The organism is Pseudoxanthomonas suwonensis J47 (assembly GCF_000513955.1).
Taxonomy (GTDB): domain Bacteria; phylum Pseudomonadota; class Gammaproteobacteria; order Xanthomonadales; family Xanthomonadaceae; genus Pseudoxanthomonas; species Pseudoxanthomonas suwonensis_C.
On the sequence record NZ_AZUZ01000027.1, the window covers coordinates 25,097 to 47,627 of the forward strand.

14 protein-coding genes are annotated in these 22,531 nt (G+C 70.4%); all 14 read right to left on the bottom strand.

Annotation, left to right across the window (positions count from 1 at the left end):
* Position 1 precedes the first annotated feature (1 nt).
* The gene (bcsB, locus tag M503_RS0108730; protein ID WP_028919852.1) at positions 2-2,260 is read right to left on the bottom strand and encodes a cellulose biosynthesis cyclic di-GMP-binding regulatory protein BcsB; all 2,259 of its coding nucleotides are present in this window, start codon (positions 2,258-2,260) and stop codon (positions 2-4) included.
* Positions 2,261-2,304: 44 nt separating this feature from the next.
* Complete coding sequence (bcsA, locus tag M503_RS0108735; RefSeq protein WP_028919851.1) at positions 2,305-4,455, bottom strand: UDP-forming cellulose synthase catalytic subunit; 2,151 nt, start codon at positions 4,453-4,455, stop codon at positions 2,305-2,307.
* A 105-nt stretch (positions 4,456-4,560) separates the two neighbouring features.
* The gene (locus M503_RS0108740; protein WP_028919850.1) at positions 4,561-5,043 is read right to left on the bottom strand and encodes a hypothetical protein; all 483 of its coding nucleotides are present in this window, start codon (positions 5,041-5,043) and stop codon (positions 4,561-4,563) included.
* 13 nt (positions 5,044-5,056) lie between these two features.
* Entirely contained in the window at positions 5,057-5,512 is a 456-nt protein-coding gene (gene bcsD, locus M503_RS0108745; RefSeq protein ID WP_024869995.1) for a cellulose biosynthesis protein BcsD, read from the bottom strand.
* Positions 5,513-5,818: 306 nt separating this feature from the next.
* Positions 5,819-6,520 carry a DUF6445 family protein gene (locus tag M503_RS0108750; RefSeq protein WP_028919849.1) on the bottom strand — a complete coding sequence of 234 codons (702 nt, stop codon included), beginning with the start codon at positions 6,518-6,520 and terminating at the stop codon, positions 5,819-5,821.
* Between the two features lie 7 nt (positions 6,521-6,527).
* A complete protein-coding gene (locus M503_RS16075) occupies positions 6,528-8,156 on the bottom strand; it encodes a tryptophan halogenase family protein (RefSeq protein WP_081720990.1) in 1,629 nt (542 codons plus the stop codon).
* Between the two features lie 112 nt (positions 8,157-8,268).
* Positions 8,269-9,291 carry a cupin-like domain-containing protein gene (locus M503_RS0108760; protein WP_028919848.1) on the bottom strand — a complete coding sequence of 341 codons (1,023 nt, stop codon included), beginning with the start codon at positions 9,289-9,291 and terminating at the stop codon, positions 8,269-8,271.
* Position 9,292: 1 nt separating this feature from the next.
* On the bottom strand, positions 9,293-10,042 hold the full coding sequence (locus M503_RS0108765; protein ID WP_028919847.1) for a SapC family protein: 750 nt from the start codon (positions 10,040-10,042) through the stop codon (positions 9,293-9,295).
* Between the two features lie 203 nt (positions 10,043-10,245).
* The gene (locus M503_RS0108770; RefSeq protein ID WP_028919846.1) at positions 10,246-13,440 is read right to left on the bottom strand and encodes a TonB-dependent receptor; all 3,195 of its coding nucleotides are present in this window, start codon (positions 13,438-13,440) and stop codon (positions 10,246-10,248) included.
* A gap of 750 nt (positions 13,441-14,190) precedes the next feature.
* Positions 14,191-15,384: a nicotinate phosphoribosyltransferase gene (gene pncB, locus M503_RS0108775; RefSeq protein WP_028919845.1), complete on the bottom strand. Its 1,194-nt coding sequence runs from the start codon at positions 15,382-15,384 to the stop codon at positions 14,191-14,193.
* Positions 15,385-15,401: 17 nt separating this feature from the next.
* Entirely contained in the window at positions 15,402-16,262 is an 861-nt protein-coding gene (locus tag M503_RS0108780) for a glycosyltransferase family 2 protein (RefSeq protein ID WP_037060976.1), read from the bottom strand.
* Positions 16,259-17,110: a hypothetical protein gene (locus tag M503_RS0108785; RefSeq protein ID WP_028919843.1), complete on the bottom strand. Its 852-nt coding sequence runs from the start codon at positions 17,108-17,110 to the stop codon at positions 16,259-16,261. The genes M503_RS0108780 and M503_RS0108785 overlap by 4 nt, the downstream gene beginning before the upstream one ends.
* Before the next feature lie 150 nt (positions 17,111-17,260).
* The gene (gene purL, locus M503_RS0108790; RefSeq protein ID WP_028919842.1) at positions 17,261-21,154 is read right to left on the bottom strand and encodes a phosphoribosylformylglycinamidine synthase; all 3,894 of its coding nucleotides are present in this window, start codon (positions 21,152-21,154) and stop codon (positions 17,261-17,263) included.
* A gap of 137 nt (positions 21,155-21,291) precedes the next feature.
* Complete coding sequence (locus M503_RS0108795; protein ID WP_028919841.1) at positions 21,292-22,095, bottom strand: DsbC family protein; 804 nt, start codon at positions 22,093-22,095, stop codon at positions 21,292-21,294.
* Positions 22,096-22,531 lie beyond the last annotated feature (436 nt).

Sequence of the window (22,531 nt, forward strand, 5' to 3'; positions counted from 1 at the left end):
CTCAGTTCCCGACCGCCAGCCGCCGACGCGCGCGCCAGCGCAGCAGCCAGCGCGCGATCAGCGCCAGCACCAGCGCCACCGCCACCAGCAACACGCCCAGCCACACCGGGCTGTGGCCGAAGAACCACTGCGCCGCCACCAGCGGCGGCAGCCGGCCGACGTGGTAGGTCTGGTTGCCCTGCAGGCTCAGCAGTTTCTCGCCCTGCAGCAGGACCACGCTGCCCTGGAACTTCGCCAGCAAGGCCGGATCGAACCAGGCCTGGAACAGGCGGCCGACCTGGCCCGGGTCGTCGGCCAGCACCGCGACCACGCTGCGGCCTTCGCGCAGCGGCGATTCGAAGCCCATCAGCACCACGTCGCCCGGGCCCGGCCGCACCGTCACCTCGGCGGTGGTCGGCAGGTCGGTGCGGCGGCCGTCGGGCGAGAAGAACGCCGGCAGCTTCCCGTACGCCCAGTCGCTGAGGCGGAAGCGCCGGCCCTCGGCGCCCTCGCCGATCGGCAGGTGTCCGGCCCAGCGCTCGAACAGCGGCTGGGTGCGGCGCGAACCGAGCAGCAGCAGGTCGCGGTCGGCGAACTCCTCGACCTGGGTGGCGCCGATCACCTGGTTGCGCAGCGCCGGGTAGCCGCTCGCCGCGCCGAGGCGGCCGAACAGGGTCAGCGCATTGCCGATGTCGTCGGCGCCGGCGTTGTCCGGCATCACCAGCGCGGTCTCGGCCAGGTCGGCCATCCGCGTGAACGGGAAGCCGGCGTTGCCGAACGCCGCCAGGTTGGGCATGGCGATGAAGTGGTGGAAGCCGCTGAGGTCCAGGGTCGAATCGTCGTCGATCGCCGCCGACACGTCCGGGAAGGTGTTCTTGCATGCCCCGGCCTGCGGGCGGTCGAAGAAGAAATGGAAGCGCAGCTGGCTGTTGGCCGAGAATGGCCCGGTCGGCAGCACCAGCGGCTGCCGGATCGGCATCTTCCCCCTGGGCTTGAGCCGGTGCAGCGCCTGCCGCGACAGCGAACTCTCGTAGACGGTGCCGTTGAGCGGAAGCGTGGTGACGAAGGCGTCGTTGATGCTGACGTTCAGCGCCGACTTGTCCGCGCCTTCCGGCAGCGTGTAGCGGTAGTTGAGCTGCAGCGGGATGCCTTCCTTGCGCCACACGAACAGGTCCGGCGGCAGCTGCAGGCCGATCCGCACCAGGTCCGGGTGGTAGCCGGCGACATTGAGCTCGGAGGTGTCCTCGACCAGCTCGGCGAAGCGCACCGGGCGGTCGGACGGCACCCAGTTCGGCGCGTCGTACGGCTTGCGCGGTGCGGCGTCCTTGAAGCCGTCGATGGTGGCGACGCTGCCGGACAGCGGCGTGCCCAAGGCCAGCGCGCTGGCGGCCACGCGCAGTTCCTCCTCGTCGCGGCCCAGCACCAGCAGCAGCTTGCCCTGCGGATCGTTGGGGTTGGCGACCACCGCCACGGTCGGCCCGCGCAGTTCGGGGAACTGCAGCCCGGCCGGCGGATTGCGCCCGGTGGCGACGACCACCGCGCTGCCTTCCAGCGGCAGCGCGTCGAGGAACGCCGGGAAGCGCGCGCCGCGGTAGCCGGCCAGCGCGCCGAACCAGGACGAGACGATGCCCGCCGACTGCAGCACCGGATGCGCGGGCCGGCCGGCGAACACGAACGGCAGGACCAGCCGGCCGGTGTCGCGCGGATCGAAGAACGGCACCGGCAGCAACGACAGGTCGTCGGTCAGCGCCAGCGGCGCCCAGCCCAGCTCCAGGTAGCTGGAGCGGTCGATGTTCGCCCACAGGCTGGTGTGGTCCGGGTCCTCGCAGTCGCGGGTGTAGTGGCCGATCAGCTGCAGGTTGAGCCGGTTGTAGTCGGTGACCAGGCGCGGATCGATGTCGATGTCGCGCTCCAGCTCGCGGCCGGCGTCTTCCGCCGGCACCGGCACGGTGGCGACGGTGACGCCGTTGACCGTCACCTTCAGGTGCGACAGGTCTGGCAGCAGCGCCGGCGAATAGCTGTACTTCAGGTGCAGGCTGGCGCGCTGCACGACCTGGTCGCTGCGCACCGAGAACGGCACGCCGGCCGTGCCCTGGATGCCGCGCAGGGTGATCTCGTAGTCGATGCCCAGGTCCTTGAGCGTGGCGCGCGACTGCCGCATCGGCAGCGTCGTCGCCGGCGCGTCCGCCGCGAAGGCCTGCGGCGGCGCCATCGGCGCCTGCGCGTGGGCCAGGCCGGACAGGAAGGTGAGCGCGAAGACGGCCAGGGCTGGGAGGCGCATGCGTGGACCGGAATGGGGGGACGGGAGGAACGGACGGCGGAAGTTCATGCCGGGTCTTCGGCGCGGCGGCCGGAGCGGTAGCCCTGGCGGCTGCTGTTCCAGACGTGGGCGGCCAGGCGCTGGAAACCGCGGGTGCTGGCCTGCAGGACCTCCACCACGGAGCGGCGGAAGGTGTCCGGCTCGTGGCGGTCCCACAGCGTCACCCACAGGTCGGCGCGGGCGAAGGTGGTGGCCACCAGCCAGCGCTCCTGCTCGAGCGTCATCGGCCGGAACTCCAGGCTGATCCCGAGCGCCTCGCGGTCCTGGCGCACTTCCGCCGGCAGGCGCCTGCGCAGGCCGGCGAGGACCAGCTCGATCTCCACCGGCTCGCCTGGCTGGACCGGCCGCGGCTCGGCCAGGCACACGGCCATGCCACCGGTGGAGAAATCCTTGGTGGTGCAGGCCAGCGCCTGGCCGTCGGCCAGGTACAGCGTCGCCGGCACCTGCAGCGGCACGCGGTGGGCGCGGCGGATCTGGCGCTGCTCGCTGGAGGTGGCGATGGTCGCGCCGAGGATGATCATGTTGTAGACCGTCCAGCCGAGGTTGAGCCAGATGGTCTGCACCTCGCCGGCGCCGTCGGCGATCAGCAGGCGGATCGCGCCGGCGGCGACGCCGGCGAGGTTCAGCGCCAGCAGCGCCAGGTAGGGCTTGGCGATCTGCGCGTCGAAGTAGGCGCGCTCGACCAGGCCGCCCTTGGCGGTGACGTTGAACTTGCCCAGCTTCGGGTTGATCACCGCCATCAGGGTCGGGCGCAGGATGTACCAGGCCAGGGTGGTCTCGTAGACCTCGTTCCACAGCAGGTGGCGGTGCCGGCCCTGCACGCGCAGGTTGGTGACCATCGACTGGGCGATGTGCGGCAGCGCGTAGGCCATGATCATCAGCGCCGAGGCGTGGATCACGTGCGCGCCGAAGAACAGGAACGCCAGCGGCGCGGTCAGGAAGATGATCCGCGGCAGCCCGTAGAAGAAGTGCAGCATCGCGTTCGTGTAGCAGATGCGCTGCACCAGGCGCAGGCCGCGCGCGAACACCGGGTTGTCCACGCGGAAGATCTGGGCCATGCCGCGGGCCCAGCGGATGCGCTGGCCGACGTGCGCCGACAGGCTCTCGGTGGCCAGGCCGGCGGCCTGCGGGATCGGGATGTAGGCGCTGTGGTAGCCGTTGCGGTGCAGGCGCAGCGCGGTGTGCGCGTCCTCGGTCACCGTCTCCACGGCCACGCCGCCGATCTGCTCCAGCGGTTCGCGGCGTATCACCGCGCAGGAGCCGCAGAAGAAGGTGGCGTCCCAGACGTCGTTGCCGTCCTGCAGCAGGCCGTAGAACAGCTTGCCCTCGTTGGGCACCTTGCCGAACGTGCCGAGGTTGCGTTCGAACGGGTCCGGCGAGAAGAAGTAGTGCGGGGTCTGCACCACCGCCAGCTCCGGGTCGCGCAGGAACCAGCCCATCGACACCTGCAGGAACGAGCGCGCCGGGATGTGGTCGCAGTCGAAGATGGCGACGAACTCGCCGCTGGTCTTCTTCAGCGCGGCGTTGATGTTGCCGGCCTTGGCGTGGTTGTTGTTGGTGCGGGTGATGTAGTGCACGCCGACCTGTTCGCAGAACTCGCGGAACTCCTCGCGGCGGCCGTCGTCGAGCACGTGGATGTTGAGCCTGTCGGCCGGCCAGTCCAGCACGGTGGCGGCCAGCACGGTGGTGCGCACCACCGACAGCGGCTCGTTGTAGGTGGGGATGAACACGTCCACCGTCGGCCACTGCGACTGGTCCGCCGGCAGCGGCAGCGGCTTGCGGTTCAGCGGCCAGGACACCTGGAAGTAGCCCAGCACCAGGATCAGGTAGGCGTAGACCTCGGCCAGGACCAGGCCCAGGCCGAGGGTGAGGTCGACGAAGCTGCTCCAGCCCATGGTCTCGGTCAGGCGCCACCACATGTAGCGGGTGGACATGGCCAGGGACAGGCCCATCATCGCCAGCACCGCCAGGCGGCTGCCGTTGCGGCGAAGGAACAGCGCGGCGATGAATACCACCGCCGAGAACACCAGCTGCGGGCCGGCCGCCAGCGGCACGGTGGCCACGAACGCCAGCACCGGCAGGGCGATCGCCCACAGCACGACGCGGGCGATCCAGGCGCCTCGCGCCTGGCCCTGCGGGCCCCGTTGCGGTTCCATCGATACTCCTTCACCGGCCGCGCGGGCGACCGGTCGCGTTCTCATCGGGAATGGGGGGCTGCCGCCGGCCCGATGCTCCGGCGTCGCGCAACCCCGGGATTGCGATCAGCGGAACAGGCGGCGCAGCGGGCTTTCCTCGCCGCTGGACTCGCTCCGTCCGCCTTCGGCCAGGCGCTGGAACAGCTGCTCCAGCGGGGTCCTGGTGGGCTTGGCCGCCGCGCCCCGCGCCGGATCGATCCGGACCACGGTGCCGCGCAGCGGCGCCGGGCCGGCGACGGTCGCGCGGGTGGCGGCCGGCTCGGCCAGCATCGCCAGGAGGGTGCCGGTAGACGGCGCCTGCATGGCGGCGATGGCCGGGGCCTGCACGGCCTCGGCGGCCGGCACCTCGGGCGCGGATTCGACCGGTTCGGCGGCCGCCGCGGCCTCGGGCGCGGCGGTGGTCGGCGCAACCGGGGCGGCCGGGGCCTTCAGCGCGGCCAGGGAGAACGCCTGGTAGCCGACGGGCGCGTCACCCTGCACGCCCACCCGGGCGAACAGGCCGGCTACATCGTCGAGTGGAACGCCGACCTGGGACTTGCTGTTGCTCATCAATGGGACCTGCTCACGACACACGACAGAGAAGGAAGGTGGCCACATCCGGGGATTCCGTCGCGCCGGTGCTGACGTCCAGGCGCGCGGACATGCCGGCGGCCCGGAACCATTCGCGGTAGACCCCTTCCAGGAAGCCCGTGGCCAGCGACGTCTGTCCCAGCACCGCGGCCAGCGGCGAGGCGACGTGGCGGATCACCACCTGGTCCGGCTGCTCCTCGAACACGGCGAAGCCCCAGTCCAGCGAGGACCAGAGGGCATCGACATGGGCCTGGAGTTCCTGGAGGGTGGCGGCCTTCGGCAGCGGGTGGGCCTGGGCGAAGCGGCGACCGATGCGGGCCATCAGCCGCGCCTGGTCGTCCTCGTCCAGCCCTTGCGCCACCTCTTCCGCCAGTGCACGGAGGAATCCGCGCCACTGGGGCGAACAGGACTGCGAGCGGTAGTAGTCCAGCGTGTTGTTCAGATTCATGAACCCAAGTACAGCCCGAGCGCCTCCCGCCGGCGACCGAAATGCGGTCCCGGGCCCGTCCTTGGGTGGCGAAGCCTTAAGAATATGAGAAATCCGTCTCAAAATTCCAGTAACGGCTGCTCACGGACCCCCGTGCTGCCGGTCGACGCCCCTGGCCGGAGGACGGATGCCGCCTCCCCTGCCACGGATTGCCTCGCATGCAGGCTAGCAACCGCCTATCGGGGAATCCTTGATCCTGCTCAATGGGCCCTGCCCGGCTGGAGCGGCCCGGGCGTCGAGGGATCGCCGCCCGGGCAGGCAGCGGCGTCAGGGAAACACGTCGATGAACGTGTTGATCGACAGCCGCCCGTTGCGCGGGTCCGGCGGCGGGACGCGGGTGTTGTCGATGGTCGCCGAGTGCAGGGAGTTGCGCCGGTACACCAGCATCCGGTTGTAGACGCCGTCGACCTTGTCGATGCGCTCGAACAGCGGCGTGTCCTCGCCGATGTAGCCCGGGCCCGGGGCGTCCGGGCCCAGGCTCTCCATCTGCAGCCGGGTGAAGTAGGGCAGCTCCCGCTCCTCGTCCACGTACTCGTAGCCGGTGCTGCGGTGGCGGTAGAAGGCGGTGCCGCCCCAGCCCTCCTGGAACAGGTAGTGCACCGTGGCCAGGCCGCGCCCGGTGGCCGAGTCGATGTGCGGGATCCGCTGCAGGAACACCAGCTTCTCCGGCGGCCGGGTCACCAGCGAGTAGTGGCACATCGGGAAGGCCAGCCGCGCCTGCGGCGGCAACCCGAACACCTCCCCCATCAGCGGTCGCAGCAGCTTCTCGAGGAAGGCCTCGTAGGACAGCGGCGCGCGCATGCGGATCCCGGGGAACATCGCCCCCTGCGGGGTGAAGTGCCCGCGCTCGGCCTTGCGCACGAGCCTGTCGGGATCGGCCACCAGCTGGTCGATGACCAGCAGCGGCGCGCCCTCGGCGCCGATCCGCCGTACCTGGAGGTGCAGTCCGGGATGCGCCTCGATCAGCATCGGCGCATCACCGGACCAGGCCGCCGCCGAGCCCGGCGATCCTGCCGGTCACCTGCTCGTGCCGCCGGGCGCGTGCGTACATCTCCTCCCAGGCCGAGGGCGGCGCCTTGCAGTAGCTCGCGATGAACTGCTCCTGGCTGGGCATGGCCGCCACGGCGGCTTCGATCGGCCTGCGCACGCCCTCGAGCAGGCGCTTGAGGTCGGCGTCCGACAGCGCGCGGGTCAGCGGATGGTGGCTGCGCGGCATCACGCCCTGGCCGAGCATGCAGTGGGTCCAGGAATCGAGGCGGAACAGTTCGTCTTCCCCCTGCCACGCGTAGCCGGTCTCGCGGAACACCCGGATGCGCTCGCCCAGGCCGGGTGGCAGTTCCATTTCGCGGCACTGCTTCCACAGCGGCTCGTCGCGCTGGTTGAGGTGGTAATGCATTACGACGAAATCGCGGACGTGCTCCAGCTCCTGGCGGCTGACCTCGTTGAAGCGGTCCACCGCCGCCTGGCTGATGTCCTCGGAGGGGAAGAACTGCACCAGGCGGGTGACCGCGCTCAGGGTCAGGTGGATGCTGGTGGACTCCAGCGGCTCGATGAAGCCGCTCGCCAGCCCGAGCGCGATCACGTTCTTGTTCCAGGCCTTGCGCCGGCGACCGGTGCGGAACGGGATGATCCACGGGTCGCGCAGCGGCTTGGCCGGGTTCTCGGCGAGCAGCCTGGCGGTCGCCTCATCGTCGGACATGTGCGCATCGGAAAACACGATGCCGCACCCGATCCGGTGCTGGAGCGAGATCTTCCAGTGCCAGCCGGCCTCGTGCGCGATCGCGCGCGTGTACGGCACCGGCGGCCCGTCGGCTTCGGTCTGCAGCGCCACCGCGCGGTTGCTTGGCAGCCAGTGGTTCCAGTCCTCGTAGCCGGTGTGCAGCGCCTGCTCGCTCAGCACCGCGCGCGCGCCGGTGCAGTCGATGAACAGGTCGCCCTCGATGACCTGCCCATCCTCCAGCACCAGCGCCTGCACGTAGCCGCTCTCCGGATCCTGGCGCACCTGCGCGATCTTGCCCTCGACGCGCCTGAGCCCGCGGCCCTCGCACTTGACCCGCATGAACGCCGCATACAGCCCGGCGTCGAAGTGGTAGGCGTAGCTCACCTCGCGACGCTCCGCCGTGGCCGCCTTGGTCCAGCGCATCGACCACTGCTGGGCGTTCTGGCCGGCATCGAACAGGCCGAACCGGTCCTGGCGCGCGGCGACGGTCTCCAGGCAGTAGTCGCCCAGTTCGCTCTGCATGCCGCGGCGGCGGCTTTCCAGCCAGAACTGGTGGAAGTCGCACGACCAGGTGTTCACGCCGGTGGTGCCGAACGGATGGATGTAGCGCGAACCCGGGCGGAGCCAGTTCTCGAACGAGATCGCCAGCTTGAAGCTGCCGGCGACCGAGCTGAGGAATTCGCGCTCGTCGATCTGCAGCAGGCGGTGGAACGTGCGGATGGTCGGGATCGTGGACTCGCCCACGCCAACGGTGCCGACCTGCTCGGACTCCACCAGGGTGACGTCCAGCAGGTCGCGGAACTGGTGGGTCAGCGCGCAAGCGGCCACCCACCCGGCGGTACCGCCGCCGGCGATGACGACCTTGCGGATCCTGTTGTTCTCCAAGACTCCCTCCCCTCTGCATTGCGTTGCCGCGTCGCGCGGCCCGTTCGTCCCGCCGGCGTCGCTTGCGCCGCCGGCCCCTGTCCCGCTCCGCGACCGCGCGTTGCCGCGCGGATCAGCGGTTGAGCTTGCCCATCAGCAGCGCGCGCATGCGGCGCGCGGCCGTCTCGTCGAACGGCCCGAGGAAACCGCGCGCGGCCTCGGGCAGGTGCTCCCCGGCCCGCTCCGCCGGGCCGAACACGTAGTACTCGAACACTTCGCGCCAGGCCTGCTTCTCGTGCTCCGGCCGGTCGCGCAACGCCCAGATCGCGTGGTAAAGGGCGTGCATCGGCGTCGGAATCCACGCCGGCATGCTTCCCCACCAGTAGTTCACCAGCACGGTGAACGGGTCCAGCCCCTGCACGTGGTGCCACCACACGCTCGGGATGAAGATCGCGTCGCCTGGCTCCAGCACCACGGTCTGGCCGACCGCCATCGCCTCGCCGAAGCGCGGGAAGCGCTCCAGGTCGGGCGCGTTGAAATCGACCACGCTCACCGACTGCCCGCCCGGCGTGGGTTCCAGCGGCCCCGGATACAGGTTGCCGATCTGGTCCGGCGGGAACAGGGTGAAGCGGCGCCGGCCGACGGCGCAGCAGGCGATGTTGTTCGGCGCGTCGTAATGGCAGGAGGCGGTGACCCGGTTGCCGATCCAGATCGCCGGCGGCGCCTGCACCCCCTGCGCGGCGAAATCCAGGTCGTTGCCGGCGCGCAGGCCCGGCAGGCAGTAGTCGACCAGCAGCGAGGCGACGTAGTACGTCGGCGGCCGTGGATCGTCCTGGTAGCCGGCCAGCTCGTCCAGCACCTGGTCGAGGGTGCCGCGGCGGACCTCGCAGTTGAGCTCGGTGAAACCGGGCTTGTAGAACGGCCGCCCCGCGGTCTCCGGCGCGCCCCAGTTGTACTGCACCGGACGGCCGTTGTAGTGCGCGCGCAGCTCGTCCATCGCCGCCTGCGGCGAACGCAGGCCCGCCTGGACCAGGGTCCAGTCGCGGGCCAGCCCCTTGAGCACGGTGGGCAGGTTGTCGCGCAGCAGCGTTTCCAGGGGCAGCGCATCCGGGCGGCAGCCCTCGATCACACGCACGCTTGCCAGCCGGTCGAACATCTCAGGCTGCCTGTTCCTGCCCGCCTTCCTGTTCGCGGATGCGACGCTGCTTCTCGGCGATCAGCCGGCGCATGTTGTACAGCGAACTCAGCACCAGGTAGGCGCCTTCCAGCCAGCCGGAGCGGTGCAGCCCGTGCAGCGCCTCCGCGTCCAGCGCCGCCAGGCGCTCGCGGTCGATGCCGTACAGGCCGGTCAGCTTGACCTGGTGGCTGTCGTCGAAGCGGATATCCAGGGTCACCGGCTGGATCAGCTGCAGCGCGTCGAGCGCAGCGTACATCTCGCGCCCGGCCTGCACGCCGTCGTTGATGCCGCGCAGCACGGCGATGACCCGGTCCAGGTACGGGGTGTTGCCGCCGCTGGCGGTGAACACCAGTTCGCCGTCCCCGCTCACGCGCGGGTTGTCGAGGTCGACGTGGACCACCGGCTCGGCGCGCAGCTGGCCGTCGACCTGGCGTTCCTGGAAGCCGATCAGGAAGGGTCCGCGCGCCACCGCGCCGGGCAGGTACGAGGCGCTCCAGCGGTCGCCTTCCAGGTACAGGTTCTCGCGCTGCTCGAAGCCCAGCAGGGCGACGGCGTGGAACCGGCCCTCGGGGTCCTTGCGGAAGAAGATCGGGTATTCGCGCTGCAGCTCCGCGAATTCGGTCGGGAAAGCCTCGACCATGCCCACGTCGTCGCCGAACCCGGCACCGAAGCGGATGGCCACGCGCAGGTCCTTGTGCGCGATGTTGTCGAGCAGTTCGTATCGGGCCATTTCGGCTCCATTGGATTCGTCGGCCCCGGAGGTGCCGGCCTGCCCGGGCCGCATGCAGGCCACGGCGCGACCATATCGGCAATCCCGCGCGGGCCGCAAGCTGCGCCGCGACGGCGGTGGCGCCGTCCCCGGGGTGAAAAAAGGGACCGCTGCAGGGCAGCGGTCCCTCTGCTTCATTGCAACAAACGTACTTCTGGCATCGATCAGAACGTGTAGCGCACGCCCACCATGTAACGCGGGGACTGGTCGACCAGTCGCACCATCTGGTTGTGCGAACGCGCGCTCCAGCGGACGTCCTCGCCGGTCAGGTTGATCGCCTCCAGCGACACGGTGAAGTTGTCGTTGAAGCTGTACGCCAGCGAGAAGTCGATCTGCTCGTATTCCTCGACGAAGTACGGGTTGCGGTTGTTGCCGTTCTGGTTGGCCGCCAGCAGGTACTCGTCGCGCCAGTTCCAGGCCAGACGGGCCGACCAGCCGTACTTCTCGAACATCAGCACGGCGTTGGCGGTGTCGCTGAGGCCGGTCAACGCGAACACGTTGGCGCCCGGGTCGGCCGCGCGATCGATGCCGACGTCCCCCTTCACGATGGTGTAGTTGGCCAGCAGGCCGAAACCACTGTCACCGAAGAAGTACTGGCCGCCGATTTCCCAGCCGTGCAGGCGGGCCGAACGCTGGTTGATCGGGCGGTTGACGTCGAACTCGTAGAGCGGGTCGGCGGACGTACCGAGGATGTCGAAGCGGTTCTCCATGTCCAGGACCTGGGCATTGCCGCCGTTGTAGGCAGCCAGGCCCCCGGTCGCCGACGCGTTGCGCAGCATGGCCAGGGCGGTGAACAGCGTGGTGTAGTTGCCCACGCAGCCCTCCGCCGGGTCGTTGCCCGCGGCGGTGACCTGGCTCTGGCACGCGGCGCTGTTCAGGAACGCCAGCGCCGCCTGCGCGTCCGGACCGGAGGTCGGGTCGGTGATGCCGTACAGGTTTTCGCGGACCACGGTGTTGCCGATGAAGTTCTTGACGTCCTTGTTCCAGTACGTCACGCCGATGAAGCTCGACGGCGCGAAGTACCACTCCAGCCCCAGGTCCACGTTGCGCGACTCCAGCGGCAGCAGGGACGGGTTCTCGGCGTTGCCGGTACCGCGGAACTGTTCGCCGAACAGGATCGAACCGCTGGGCGCGCCGGGGTTGGGACCGGCGTACAGGTTGCCGTACGGCGCACGGGCGATGGTCTTGCTGGCCGAGAAGCGGCCCTTCAGGTCGGCGGTGAAGTCGATGCTGAAGTCCAGGTTCGGCAGCAGGTAGTCGTAGTCGTTCTCTTCGGAGAACGGCTGCGCCTCGTCCGAGCGGTTGATCACGAAGTCGTTGTTCGACATCCAGCGGATCGCGTTCGGCACCTGGATCACCGAGGTGGACGTCAGCTCGGTCTTCTCGTAGCGCAGGCCGATGACGGTGTAGGTCGGCATGCTGCCGAGGTGGCCGTCCTGCTCCCACTGTACGTAGATCGACTGGGTCTTCTCCTCGACCATGTTGTCGTTGTCGTACACCGTGCGCACGCGCGAGCTGAGCGTGTCGCACTCCGGCCACGAGGCCGGCGCGCTGCCGTTGGCGCAGGCCTGCTCGGCCCACTGGGCCAGCTGGCTGGCCTGGCCCCACCAGGCGCCGCGGGCGGCATCGGTGGTGTCGTAGTCCTTGAACAGGTCGACGATGCTGAAGGAGTTGAGCAGCGCGACCATGCCCGGCACCTGGCCGGTGTCGTTCGCGCTCCAGTTGCCCAGGGTCATCAGGTGGGCGTGGCCATCGACGTTCAGGCGCCGCATCGACACCTCTGACGAATCGACGCCGAACTGGAAGCGCCCGTTGTCGAACTCCAGGGTGCCGTCGATCCGGCCCTGCTTGACCTCGCTGTCCTGGCGGGTGGACCAGATGCGCATGATCTGCGTGCCCAGCTGGTCGCCGGCGAAGTCCGGATTGACGTTGCCGTTGGTGTTGGCGATCGCGTCGGCGGTGGTCGGGAACAGCGTGCGCCGCATGATCGGCAGGCCGCTGTTGAACCAGTACTCCTGGGTCCAGTTGTTGTTGATGCGGTCCGGGGCCAGGCCGGCGAAGCTGAAGGCCGTGGAGCTGCCGCCGGTGATCGGGTCGTTCGGGCGACTCTCGTTCTTGGTGTTGTGCGCGTCGAAGTTCAGCGAGAAGCGGTCGGTCACGTCCCACTGCACGTTAAGGCCCAGCGAGCCGAGCTTGTACTTCTGCTCGTCGCGCTGCTGCTCGAAGCCGAAATCCTTGCCGGCGCCGGCGATGTCGCGGATGTAGACCGGGGTGGCCACGTCCGGGTCGTCGTCGAAAGTCACGTGGCTGAGGCTGTTCTGCAGCCACATGGTCTGCTCGCCGCGGTCCTGCGCGATTTCGTTGGTCGAGTAGGTGTAGTCCAGGGTGAAGGTGAACGCGTCGTTCGGGGCGAACTGCAGGATCGCCTGGCCGTTGATGCGCTCGCGTTCGAAATCCTGGAAGGCGTAGCGCAGGTCGTTGGGCATGCTGTACAGCTGGCCGATCGCCGGCGCGTTCTCCACCACCGCGCCCGGGCGCAGGCGCGAGTCGGTGCCGGTCCAGCGGGCGACGTTCCAGCCGTTCTCGGTGGCCTGCACCGAACCGCCGTGGCGCTTCTGGTAGCTGGCGTTGACGCCGATGCCCCAGGTCTTGTCGGGGCTGGCGTAGCTGAAGATGCCGGAGACTTCCGGGGTCGGGTCGCTGCCGAACACCTGCGACTGGTCGGACACCGCCTTGATGCCCGCGCTGGCCACGATGTCGCCGCCGGCATGGTTGAACGGGCGGTCGGTCAGGATGTCGATGGTCGCGCCGATGCCGCCGCTGGGGACGTGCGCGCGGCCGGTCTTGTACACGGTCACGCCGCTGATCGCCTCGGACGCCAGCTGCGCGAAGTTGAAGCCGCGGGTACCCGAACCGACGCCGCCGATTTCCAGGCCGCCGCTGCCGAAGCCGTCGGCACCGGGGATCTGGCGGCCGTTGAGGGTGACCATGTTGTAGTTCGGCCCGAAGCCGCGCGCGGTGATCGTCGCGCCTTCGCCGTCGCGGCGCTCGATCGAGATGCCGGTGACGCGCTGCAGCGACTCGGCCAGGTTGGTATCCGGGAACTTGCCGATGTCCTCGGCGCTGATCGCGTCGACGATGCCGGCGCTGTCGCGCTTGATGTTCATTGCCTGGTCAAGGCTGCTGCGCATGCCCGTGACCGTGACGGTGTCCAGCGTGGTGGGATCGTCCCGGGTCTGCGACTGGGTGGACGGCGCCGGCTGCTGCGGGTCCTGGGCGAACGCGGGGTTGATGATGATGACGCCGCCGACGATGGTGAACATCGCCTTCGACTTGAAGCGCTTCATCTTGGAAGTCATGGGTGCTGTCCTCAGCTGCTCGGGTGTTGGACGGCCAAGGGCACGTCGTCCTTGATCCACGACACGGCATGCGCCGGCGCGGTCGTTGACAGCGCGGGACACCGCAACCTGCAACTACTCATTTGCCTACCCTCCCCTTCTGCTGCTTCGATTCTTGTGGATGGCGCCCCGGCGGGGGCGTGGCAGGCCGCGCTGGGCCTGTACAACCTGGACCGGAAGTCCCTTGCTGTGGCCGGCGGGTCGGGGTTCCGCCGGTGAAACCGATGGAAACGGTGGAACACGACGAGGCCTTTCCGGCCTGTACGTCGGGGGCGGTGCTGCCACCCTTGATAGCGCTAACATCCTGAAGCGGGCAAAGGGATAGCACGCACGGTTCGGGGCTGTCACAGTGCAGCGCAACACGAAATCCGTTGCGTAAGTAACGGATTTTTCGGCAGGTAATGGGTGGCCGCATACACATTCCCTGGGGGTATGCCATACGCCAGCGTTTACGACTAAAGGCGTATTAACTACCTACTCGGTCAGCCTATTAGGCTCATGGATGCGTGCAAAAAAAGATTTGGCCAGCGCTGTCGTGCGTAAAAGTTTCGTTCGGTCTGCTACCGGTTACCTTGGGTCGTGGCATGTGTCGCAGTGCACGAATTGCGCCGGCGTTCAGCGGGATCGCAACATTTCGCACGGCGCAGGCACGCCTCGCACCGCCGCGCGCGCCTGCGCGCACCGCCTGCGACAGCGTTTTCCCGCGGGTTTTCAGCCCTTCTGCACCGGCTCCGGCGTCTCGAACACCTGCCGCAGGTAGGCCAGGTAACCCTCGTCGTCGACCATGGTCTTGCCGGGCGTGTCGCTGAGCTTGGCTACCGGCTGGCCGTTGCAGCGGACCATCTTCAGCACGATCTGCAGCGGCTTCGGGCCGAGGTCGTTGGTCAGGTTGGTGCCGACGCCGAAGGACATGCGGCAGCGGCCCTTGAAGTGGTGGTACAGCGCCATCACCCGCTCGATGTCCAGGCCGTCGCTGAACACCAGGGTCTTGCTCCGCGGATCGACGCGGTTGGCCTGCAGGTGGGCGATCATCCGCTCGCCCCATTCGAACGGGTCGCCCGAGTCGTGGCGCATGCCGTCGAACAGCTTGCAGAAGTACAGGTCGAAGTCGCGCAAGAACGCTTCCAGGCCGATGGTGTCGGTCAGGGCGATGCCGAGGTCGCCGCGGTACTCGCGCGCCCAGGTCTCGAACGCCACCACCTGCGAATCGCGCAGGCGCGGGCCCAGGGCCTGGTGCGCCTGCAGCCATTCGTGGGCCATCGTGCCCTGCGGCACCAGCCCGTGCATGCGCGCGAAGTGCACGTTGGAGGTGCCGACGAACTGCTCCCCCAGCTCGGCGCGCAGGTGCGGCAGCAGCTCGCCCTGCCAGGCGTGCGAGTAGCGGCGGCGCGTGCCGAAGTCGGTGATCACGCAGTCCTCGTAGCCCACCGCCTCGCGCAGCAGCGCGGTCTTGGCGCGCATCCGGCGCAGCCCTTCCTCGCGGTCCGGCGGGCCGAAGGTGCCGTGCATGTAGACCTCGCTGACGATCGCCAGCAGCGGCACCTCGAACAGGATCGTGTGCAGCCACGGCCCCTTCAGGCGCAGCTCGATGCCGCCGTTCTCGTCCGGGTTGGCGCGCAGCTGCACGTACTTGCGGTCGAAGTGGAACAGGCCGAGGAAGTCGACGAAGTCCGGTTTCATGAAGCGCAGGCCGCGCAGGTAGTCCAGCTCATCTGGCTGCATGCGCAGCGTGCACAGGTCGTCGATCGCGTCGGAGATGCGATCCAGGTACGGCACCAGGTCCACGCCGGTGCTGCGGCAGCGGAACAGGTATTCCACCTGCGCACCAGGGTGCTGGTGCAGCACCGCCTGCATCATCGTGAACTTGTACAGGTCGGTGTCGAGCAGCGAGGGAATGATCGGCATGGGACGCTCCGGGGGAGTCAGCGCAGCAGCACGCGCGGCACGGTGGCGGCGAAGTGCGCCCAGATCGCGGCGAACACCGCCGCGCGTACGAACAGGCCGCGGCGCGGCGCCTCGAACCGGGAAAAGTAACGCCACAGGCCGCGGTGCTTGTGCCATTCGACGAACACCGGCCGCGAGCGGCTGGATACGCCGCGCACGTGGACCACGGACACGTCGTTGGCCACGGCCACGGCGGCGCCGGCCTGGCGCGCGCGCCGGCACAGGTCCAGGTCCTCGGCGTGCAGGCGGTAGCCCTCGTCGAAGCCGCCGATGCGCTGGAACAGCGCGCGCGGCATCAGCATCAGCGCGCCGGAGACCGCGTCGACCGGCTGCACCGCCTGGTCCGGGTCGATCGCCACGTCCAGCTTCGCCCCGGCCGTCGGCGCGCGCAGCATCGCGGCGAAGTCCGGATCGCGACGGCGGGCGGCGCCGTCGCGCCCGCCGTCCTCGCCGAGCAGGTCGGCGCCCAGCAGCATCTCGCTGGCGTGCGCCTGGGCGTGCAGGCGCAGGCGCTGCAGCGAATCCGGCGCCACCCGCAGGTCCGGGTTGACGAAGGCCAGCCACGGCGCATCGCTGTCCGCCGCGCCCTGGTTGCAGGCCACGCCGAAACCGGGGTTGTCCGGGTTGGCGATGAAACGCAGGCGCGGGTCGGCCAGCGCGTGGCGCTGCAGGATCTCCAGGCTGGCGTCGTCCGAACCGTTGTCGACCACGCGGATCTGGACCACGTCGCGGGCGCTGCGCAGCCGCACCAGGCAGTCGTCCAGGGTCGGCGCGCTGCGGTAGCTGACCACCACCACGGCGATGCCTTCCGATGGCGCGGTTGCGTCCGCCGCGCTCATGCGGCGGGCTCCGCGCTGGCATGGAACAGGTCGTGCTGCGGCGTGCCGCGCAGGCGCTCGTGCAGCGCCGACAGCTGTTCGCGGGTGGCGCGCAGCGGATCGTGCATCAGGAACCCGGCCAGGCGCGGATGCCAGGCCGGCCAGCGCGCGGCCAGCGCGTCCATGTCGCCATCGGCCGGACCGCCCTCGCCGCCGCGCACGACGAACGCGTTCTCGCACAGCACGTTGCGCCAGCCCAGCCCGGACAGGCGCAGCGACAGGTCGATCAGCGCGGCATAGCGCGAGGCGAAGCTGGCCGTGTCCAGCCCGCCGGCGCGCTGGCGGGCGCTGCCGCGCAGGGCCACGGCGTGGTCGACCGCGCCCGGCAGTTCCGGATGGTGCGGCGGCATCGCCGCGCAGGCCTGGGCCATCAGCGCCGCATCGGCCGGCGGCGGTGCGATCTCGCCCAGCGTCGGCCAGCCGGCGGTCTCGCCGGCGTTGCACCAGGGCGTGGCGGTGGCGATGGCGGCGTCGCGGGCCAGGCACGCGGCCAGCTGGGTCAGCCAGCCGGGCAGCGGCTGCGCGTCCGGGGCCAGCACGACCACGTCCTGGTCGCCGCAGGCCTGCAGCATCTCCTGCAGGTGCGCGACCTCGCCGATCGAATGGTGGCGACGGGTGTATTCGGCACGCAGGCGGGTGCGGCCAAGCCAGCGTTCGACCAGGGCGATGCCGCGCGGCCCGGCCTGGGCGTCGTCGGCCAGCCACACCGCGGTGCCGGCGGGCGTGGCCGCGTCCAGCGCGGCCAGGCAGGCATCCAGCGCATCCTCGTCGGCGGCGAGCGGCAGCAGCACGATGGGCAGGTCGCTCACGGTTCGGCGCGGACTCCTCTGGACTCGGCGCAGACTTTAGCAGGCCGCCTCGACCGCGGCCCATGCATGCAGGTGGGACACGTCGTCGCTGCGATGCCCTCCTCGAGGGCAGGCGCCGCCACCCAGCGGTGGCGACGCCGGGGCCGGCACTCAGCCGACCCAGACCCGCGCGTTGCGGAACATCCGCATCCACGGCGAATCGTTGCCCCATCCGGCCGGATGCCAGGACAGGTTCACCGTGCGGGCGACGCGTTCCGGATGCGGCATCAGGATGGTGGCGCGGCCGTCCTCGCTGGACAGGCCGGTGATGCCGTCCGGCGAACCGTTCGGGTTCAGCGGATAGGCGGTCGCCACCTGGCCGTTGCCGTCGACGTAGCGCAGGGCGACGCGCGCGGCGGCCTGGTCCAGCGGCGAATCGAACTCCGCCCGGCCTTCGCCGTGCGCCACCGCCACCGGGATGCGCGAACCGGCCATCCCGCGCAGCAGGACCGAAGGCGATTCCACCACCTCCAGCAGCGCGGTGCGGCCTTCGAACTGCTCGCTGCGGTTGCGCAGGAACTTCGGCCAGTGCTGCGCGCCGGGGATGATGTCCTTGAGCTGGCTCATCATCTGGCAGCCGTTGCACACGCCCAGCGAGAAGGTGTCCTCGCGGCCGAAGAACGCGGCGAACGCGGCGCGCAGTTCGGCGCGCTCCAGGATCGAGGTCGCCCAGCCGCGGCCGGCACCCAGCACGTCGCCGTAGCTGAAGCCGCCGCACGCCGCGAGGCCCTTGAAGCCGTCCAGGCCGATGCGGCCGGCGACCAGGTCGCTCATGTGCACGTCGACCGGGACGAAGCCGGCGCGGTCGAACGCGCGCGCCATCTCGATGTGGCTGTTGACGCCCTGCTCGCGCAGGATCGCCACGCGCGGGCGCGCGCCGGTGGCGATGAACGGCGCGGCCACGTCCTCGGCCGGGTCGAACGACAGCTTCGCCTGCAGCCCCGGCGCGGCGAAGTCGCGCGCGACCGCGCGCTCCTCGTCGGCGCCCTCGGGGTTGTCGCGCAGCTTCTGCATGGCGTGGGTGACCGACCACCAGGCGTCGAACAGCTCCTGCCAGCTCCACTCCACCAGCAGTTCGCCGTCATGGCGCACGCGCACCTTCGGCATGCTGGTCGGGCGGGCGATGCGCTGCGCGCATTCGGTCAGGGCGTGGCGCTCGACCAGGTCGGCGAACGCGGCGCGGTCCTCGTCGGCGACCTGCACCACCGCACCCAGTTCCTCGTTGAACAGCGTGCGGAACGGATCCTCGCCCCAGCCGTCGAGCACGATGTCCAGGCCGCGCCGCGAGGCGAAGGCCATCTCGCACATCGCGGCGAAGGCGCCACCGTCGCTGCGGTCGTGGTAGGCCAGCAGCAGGCCCGCCTCGCGCGCGTCGCGGACGAGCGCGAAGAAGTTGCGCAGGCGCTCCGGGTCGTCCAGGTCGGGCACTTCGCCGCCGAACGCCGGCAGTTCGCCTTGCGCATGCACCTGCGCGAGCACCGAACCGCCCAGGCGCTGGCGACCGCCACCCAGGCCGATCAGCCACAGGTCGCTTTCTGGCTCGTCGGCCAGCAGCGGGGTCAGCTGGCCGCGCACGTCGGCCACCGGCGCGAACGCCGAGACCACCAGCGACACCGGCGACACCGACTTGTGGGCCTGGCCGTCGGCCTGCCACTGCGCCTGCATCGACAGCGAGTCCTTGCCCACCGGGATGCTGACGTCCAGCTCCGGACACAGTTCCATGCCCACGGCGCGGACCGCGTCGTACAGCAGCGCGTCCTCGCCCGGGTGGCCGGCGGCGGCCATCCAGTTCGCCGACAGCTTCACCTGCTCCAGCGCATCGACCGGCGCCGCGCACAGGTTGGTGATCGCCTCGCCCACGGCCATGCGCGCGGCCGCGGCCGAATCCAGCAGGGCCAGCGGGGTGCGCTCGCCGATGGCCATCGCCTCGCCGGCGAAGCCTTCGTAGTCGGCCAGGGTGATCGCGCAGTCGGCCACCGGCAGCTGCCACGGGCCGACCATCTGCTCGCGCGCGGTCAGGCCGCCGACGCTGCGGTCGCCGATCGTGACCAGGAAGCTCTTCGCGGCCACGGTCGGGTGCGCGAGCACGCGCAGGCCGGCCTGGCGCAGGTCCAGCGCGCTGGTGGCCAGCGCCGGCCACGGCGCCGCCGGCGGATGCGCAGTGTCGCGGTGCATCTTCGGCGGCTTGCCGAACAGCACGTCCATCGGCAGGTCGATCGGGGCGTCGGCCGGGATGTTGCCCGGGGTCGCCCCATAGGCCACGACCAGCCGCTCCTCGGCGGTGGCCACGCCGACGGCGGCGAACGGGCAGCGCTCGCGCGCGCAGATCTCCGCGAACTCCTGCAGGCGCTCGGCCGGCACGCCCAGCACGTAGCGTTCCTGCGACTCGTTGCACCACAGTTCCAGCGGCGACAGCGAGGGATCGTCGGTCGGCACCCTGGCCAGGTCGATCACGCCGCCCACGCCCGAGTCGTGCAGCAGCTCGGGGATGGCGTTGGACAGGCCGCCGGCGCCGACGTCGTGGAAGAAGTGGATCGGGTTGCGCTCGCCCAGCGCCACGCAGCGGTCGATGACCTCCTGGCAGCGGCGCTCCATCTCCGGGTTGTCGCGCTGCACGCTGGCGAAGTCCAGGTCCTCGGCGCTCTCGCCGGAGGCCACCGAACTGGCAGCGCCGCCGCCCAGGCCGATCAGCATCGCCGGGCCGCCGAGCACGATCACCGCGTCGCCGGGCTTGAGCGGGATCTTCTCCACCTGGATGCGGTCGATCGCGCCGAGGCCGCCGGCCAGCATGATCGGCTTGTCGTAGGCACGGACGAGCTTGCTGCCGTCCGGCCCCTCGCCTTCCGGCAGCTCGAAGCTGCGGAAGTAGCCGAGCAGGTTCGGACGGCCGAACTCGTTGTTGAACGCGGCACCGCCGAGCGGACCGTCGGTCATGATCTCCAGCGCCGGGGCCATGCGTGGGTTGAGCGCGCGATCGCCTTCCCACGGCTGCGGCAGGGTCGGGATGCGCAGGTGCGAGACGGTGAAGCCGGTCAGGCCGGCCTTGGGCTTGCCGCCGCGGCCGGTCGCGCCCTCGTCGCGGATCTCGCCGCCGGCGCCGGTGGAGGCGCCCGGGAACGGCGAGATCGCGGTCGGGTGGTTGTGGGTTTCGACCTTGATCTGGAACGCCGACGGCACCGCCGGCTCGACGCGGTATTCGCCGGTGGCCGGATCGGGGCGGTAGCGCGAGGCCAGGTGGCCCTCGATCACCGCGGCGTTGTCGCTGTACGCGCTGAGCGTGTGGTGCGGGGTCTTCTGGTGGGTGTTCTTGATCATCCGGAACAGGGAGCGGTCCTGTTCCTCGCCGTCGATGGTCCAGCTGGCGTTGAAGATCTTGTGCCGGCAGTGCTCGGAATTGGCCTGCGCGAACATCATCAGCTCGACGTCGGAGGGCTCGCGGCCCAGCTCGGTGTAGCGGGCGCGCAGGTACTCGATCTCGTCGTCGGCCAGGGCCAGGCCCAGGCGGCGGTTGGCGCTTTCCAGCTCCGCCAGCGGGATGCGCTCCAGCGGCTTGCGCGCCGGCGCGGCGAACAGCGCGCCGGCGCCGTCGCGCGAGTCCAGCAGCGACTGGGTCATCGGGTCGTGCAGGAGGCGCGCGGCCGCGGCGGCGGTGGCCGGGTCGGTCGGCCAGCCCACCAGGTCCAGGCGCATGCCGCGCTCGACGCGGGCGACCGGCAGGCCGGCGCCCTGCAGCAGTTCGGTGGCCTTGCTCGACCACGGCGAGCGGGTGCCCAGGCGCGGCACCACGAAGCGCGACTGCGCGCCCGGGGCGAGCGGGGTCTCGGCGTCGCCGGCCTGGAGGATGCGGTGCAGGGCCTCGCGGTCGGGCGCGGTTGCGCCCGGCTGGACGAAATAGACGTGCCAGGCGCCTTCGATGCGAAGGCCGGGGACCAGGGACTGCAGGCGGGTTTCGAGCCGCTGCCGGCGGAACGGCGAAAGGGCGGGCGCGCCCTCGAGGACGATCATGTCCGGGGAAGTCGCAGGGAAAGGCCCGCCATTGTACCGGAGCGCGCGGGCCGGTTCCGGCGTGGGCGCCCGGGCCCGTCAGGACAGGTTGTGCAGCCTGCGGGGCAGAGGGCGGCCGGAGCCGCCCGTGACATGGCTCAGCGCGAGCCGCCGGCTGCCGGGCGGGCGCCTTCCAGGGCCTGCAGCAGCTGCTGCGGCGGGACGTAGCCGCCCAGCTGGGTGCCGTCGGCGGCGAACACCGCCGGGGTGCCGCCGACGCCGACGCGCTCGCCGATGGCGTACTGCATCGCCACCGGGTTGGTGCAGCGCTTCTTCTGCACCGGGTTGCCGGTCTTGGCGCTGGACAGGGCCTGCTTGCGGTCTGAGGCGCACCAGACCGATTCCATGTCGATGAAGTCCTGGCTGGCCGGGCCCATCCGCGGGAAGGCGACGTATTCGACGGCGATGCCGAGCTTGTTGTACTCGGCGATCTGCTGGTGCATGCGCCGGCAGTAGCCGCATTCGATGTCGGTGAACACGGTGATCGTGTGCTTCGCATTCGGCGGGGCGAACACGATGCGGTCCTGTTGCGGGATGCTGGCGATCAGCTTTGCGCGGTGGGCCATCAGGCCGGCGCTGGTGGCCTGCTTGCGCTCCTGCAGGTCGAACGGCTGGGTCTGCATCAGGTAGCGGCCGTCGTCGGAGACGTAGACGACCTGGCCGCCCAGCAGGACTTCGCGGAAGCCGGCGAAGGGGGCGTCGCCGATGTATTCGGGGGTGATGTCCGGGGCCACGCCCTGCAGGGCGGCGCGCACGCGTTCCTCGGCGCTGCCGGCGGCGGGGCCGGCAGCCGGCCTGGCGGCCGCGGGGGCCTTGGCCTGGCCGGCGGCGGGCGTGGCGGGCTGGGCGCAGGCGCCGAGGCTGATCGCGCAGAGCAGCGCGGTGGCGAGGGATCGGAACATGCGGCGCACCATCGGGGAAAGATCGGCGGATTCTGGCATATCGGGCCGTGGAGGCCTGCGTGGCGCGGGGCTGCGGTTCACGCTCCAGCTGGGCGCCGGCCGGGTGGCGGAGGCCGCGGAGGCCGCAACAGCAACGGCGACGGCATCAGCGTGTGCGGGCTTCGGAGGGAGCCGCGGCAGCGCGGGGGTATGGCGCATCGCGCGGTTCCGCGTCCTGCTCCAACGCGCGAGCGCGGCACATCCATGTGCCGCTCGCGCCATACCCCCACGCTACCGCGTCTTTCGGCGCGTCCGCGTCGTGGCTTCGTTTTTCTCCCCTCTCCCGGTGGCAGACGGGTCCATGGCGTAGAGCGCGTAGCCCGGGTAAGCGAAGCGCACCTGGGGACCAGGTGCACCACAGGGGTGGATCAGGAGTGGCAGGTACGCCATTCCCCGG